The sequence below is a fragment of the Protofrankia sp. Cr1 genome, assembly GCF_963555865.1.
Lineage (GTDB): Bacteria > Actinomycetota > Actinomycetes > Frankiales > Frankiaceae > Protofrankia.
In genome coordinates, this window is the sequence record NZ_CAUVXO010000060.1 from 17,629 (window position 1) to 20,962 (window position 3,334).

Genomic DNA, 3,334 nt, shown 5'->3' on the forward strand with positions numbered 1-3,334 from the left:
GGACGGCGTCCGGCCGGCCGCCGTCCACATCGCGGGCGGGCGGATCACCGCGGTCACGCCCCCGGCGGCCGTCGCAGCCGGCCCGCGCGTCACCGAGCTCGGGGACCTCGCCCTGCTGCCCGGGGTCGTGGACACCCACGTCCACGTCAACGAACCCGGACGCACCGAGTGGGAGGGGTTCGCCACGGCCACCCGGGCCGCTGCCGCCGGTGGCGTCACCACGATCGTGGACATGCCGCTGAACGCCATTCCGCCGACGACCTCGGTCGCGGCGCTGGCGGCCAAGCGGGCCGCGGCGGCCGGTCAGATAGCGGTCGACGTCGGCTTCTGGGGCGGGATCATCGGCGCTGACATCGGGGACCTCGCGCAGCTCGCGGCCCTGCACGACGACGGGGTGTTCGGCTTCAAGGCGTTTCTCGCGCCGTCGGGGGTGGCGGAGTTTCCGCACGTGCCCATGGAGGTCCTCGCCGTCGCGGTGGACCGTGCCGCCCGACTCGGCGCGCTGACCGTCGTCCACGCCGAGTCACCGTCGGTCCTGGCCGGCGCGCCGCCGGTGGCGGGCCGGACGTTCGCGAGCTGGTTGGCCTCGCGTCCACCGGCCGCGGAGACCGAGGCGGTGGCCGGGCTCGCCGCGCTGTCGGCCACGACCGGTGCCCGCCTGCACGTCCTGCACCTGTCCGCGGCGGGTGCCCTGGACGACGTTCTCACCGCCCGTGACGCCGGGATCGCGCTGACCGTGGAGACCTGCCCGCACTATCTGACGTTCACCGCCGACGAGGTTCCCGACGGCGCGACCCTGTACAAGTGCGCGCCGCCCATCCGCGGGGAGCGCAACCGGGACACGCTGTGGCAGGGGCTTGCCGAGGGTCTGTTCGCCGGGGTGGTGACCGACCATTCGCCGGCCACGCCGGCGCGTAAGGCACTCGATTCGGGTGACTTCGCGCAGGCGTGGGGCGGGATCGCCTCGGTGCAGCTCGGCCTCGCCGCGGTGTGGACCCAGGCCCGCTGCCGCGGTCACGACCTGGCCGAGCTGGCCCGCTGGATGTGCACCGGCCCGGCCGATCTCGTCGGTCTGGGGCGCAAGGGCCGCATCGCCCCGGGTGCCGACGCCGACCTCGCTGTGATCGACCCGGACGGGTCCTTTGTCGTTGATCCGGCCAAACTGGCCCATCGCCACCCGCTTACGCCCTACGCTGGGCGGACGCTGTACGGCGTGGTGCGTGCGACCTACCTGCGTGGTGAACGTGTCGACGGCGACCGGCCACCGCGTGGCCAGCTGCTGTCGAGATGAACCGGCTGAGGTGTCCCACGCCGCACACCCGCATCCCGAACACCTGCACCCCGAACATCGACATTCCGAACATCGACATCCCGAACAGCCGGTGGACCCGACTCGCAGGAGAAGAGGACCAGTGAGCGACGCACCCGATCTCACGAACCTTGTCGACCTCGCCGGCGCCAGGTTCGGTGGATCGGTGGTGACCGTCAACGACGAGTTCTTCGCGCTCGCCGAGCGGATGTTGTTGCCCGAGCCGCCGATCGCCAGGCCGGGGGTCTTCACCGAGCGGGGTGCGTGGACGGACGGCTGGGAGACCCGCCGCCGCCGCGAGCCGTACGGCTCGGACTGGGCGATCGTCCGGCTCGGTGCGCCCGGTGTCGTGCGAGCGGTGACCGTCGACACCACCCACTTCACCGGTAACGCGCCGGAGTCGGTGGAGCTGCACGGTGCCACGCTGGGTGGCTACCCGTCCGCGGTCGAGGTCGCCGAGGCATCGGTCAGCTGGGTGCCGCTGGTGCGCCGGACACCGCTGCGAGCGGATTCGGTCAATATCCTGCCCGTTGAGCGGGCCGGCCACACCCGCGTCACGCACGTGCGGCTCACCATCCATCCCGATGGCGGGGTGGCGCGGTTGCGCGTGCACGGAACGGTGATCGCGGACCCCCGCATGCTGGACCGGGTCACCTCCGACCTGGCCGCCGCCTACCTCGGCGGGGTGGTGGTGGCGTGCAGTGACATGCACTACGGCGACCGGCACAACCTCAACGCATCCGGGGAGGCGCGGGTGATGGGGGAGGGCTGGGAGACCCGCCGCCGGCGGGGGATGGGTCATGACTGGGCCGTCGTGCGGCTCGCCACCACCGGTCAGGTGATCCGGGCGGAGGTCGACACCCGGCACTTCCACGGCAACGCCCCCCGGGCCGTGGCGCTGTGGGCCGCGTCCGCCCCGGATCTGTTCGACGGCGACGACATCTCCTCGATCACCGGGTGGCAGCCGCTGCTGCCGCAGGTGCGGGTGCAGCCCAACACCCGCCACCTGTTCGACCTGGAGGTTCCGGTGGAGGCCACCCACGTGCGGGTGGACGCGATCCCCGACGGGGGGCTCGCCCGGCTGCGCCTCATCGGCACCCCGACCCCGGCCGGACGCCAGGAGCTAGCCATGCGCTGGTTCAACGCGCTGTCCCCGGGGGCCGTCCATGCCGAGCTGTTGGGCTGCTGCGGCTCGGAGGACTGGGCAGCCGCGGTCACCGACAGTCGCCCGTACCCGACCCTCGAGGCGCTGCTCGACGCGGCCGCCGAGCAGTGGTGGAAGCTCACCGAGGCGGACTGGCTGGAGGCGTTCACCGCCCATCCACGCATCGGTGAGCGCGGTGCTCCGCGTCCGGCGCCGACCACGTCCACCCGGGCGGTGGTCGCGGGCCTGGACGCCCCGCGCCGGGAGCAGGCAGCCCTGGACAACGCCAGTCTCGACCTGAAGGCGGCCCTGGTCGCGGGCAACCAGGAGTACGAGGACCGCTTCGGCTACATCTTCCTGGTGCGTGCGGCGGGCCGCAGCGCCGAGGAGATGCTGGGCCTGCTGCGTCAGCGGCTGAGTAACGACCCTGCCACGGAACTGCGGGTCGCCGCCGGTCAGCAGGCCGAGATCGCCGCGTTGCGGCTGCAGCGCCTGATCAGCGGTTCGTGACCGTCCGGTCGCCCTGCGCCCGGGCATGATGCCGGGGTGACCCTCTCCACGCATGTGATCGACACCGCCGCCGGAGCCCCGGCTGGCGGGGTGGCGGTCGGACTGGAACGGATGATTGTCGGCTTCGACGGCGATGTGCGCGGCTGGCGGCTGGTCACATCCGCGGTGACCGACGAGGACGGGCGGGTGCGGGACCTCCCCCTGGACGGGCCGGGCGCGTGGCGGCTGGTGTTCGACACCGCGTCCCTTTCGGCGTTCTTCCCCGAGGTCGTGATCACCTTTGTGGTGACCGATCCGGCACGGCATCACCACGTGCCGCTGCTGCTCTCACCCTTCGGCTTCTCCACCTACCGCGGCAGCTGAGCGTTACC

Annotated in this window: 3 protein-coding genes; all 3 read left to right on the top strand. The window is 72.6% G+C overall.

What is annotated here, in order from left to right:
* Positions 1–1,291: allantoinase AllB (allB, locus tag U9980_RS08005; protein WP_322767351.1), on the top strand; the 1,291-nt coding region annotated here is incomplete at its 5' end.
* A gap of 121 nt (positions 1,292–1,412) precedes the next feature.
* Positions 1,413–2,963 (top strand): allantoicase, encoded by a 1,551-nt coding sequence (locus U9980_RS08010; RefSeq protein WP_322751873.1) that lies wholly within the window; start codon positions 1,413–1,415, stop codon positions 2,961–2,963.
* 36 nt (positions 2,964–2,999) lie between these two features.
* Positions 3,000–3,326: a hydroxyisourate hydrolase gene (uraH, locus tag U9980_RS08015; RefSeq protein ID WP_322767352.1), complete on the top strand. Its 327-nt coding sequence runs from the start codon at positions 3,000–3,002 to the stop codon at positions 3,324–3,326.
* Positions 3,327–3,334 lie beyond the last annotated feature (8 nt).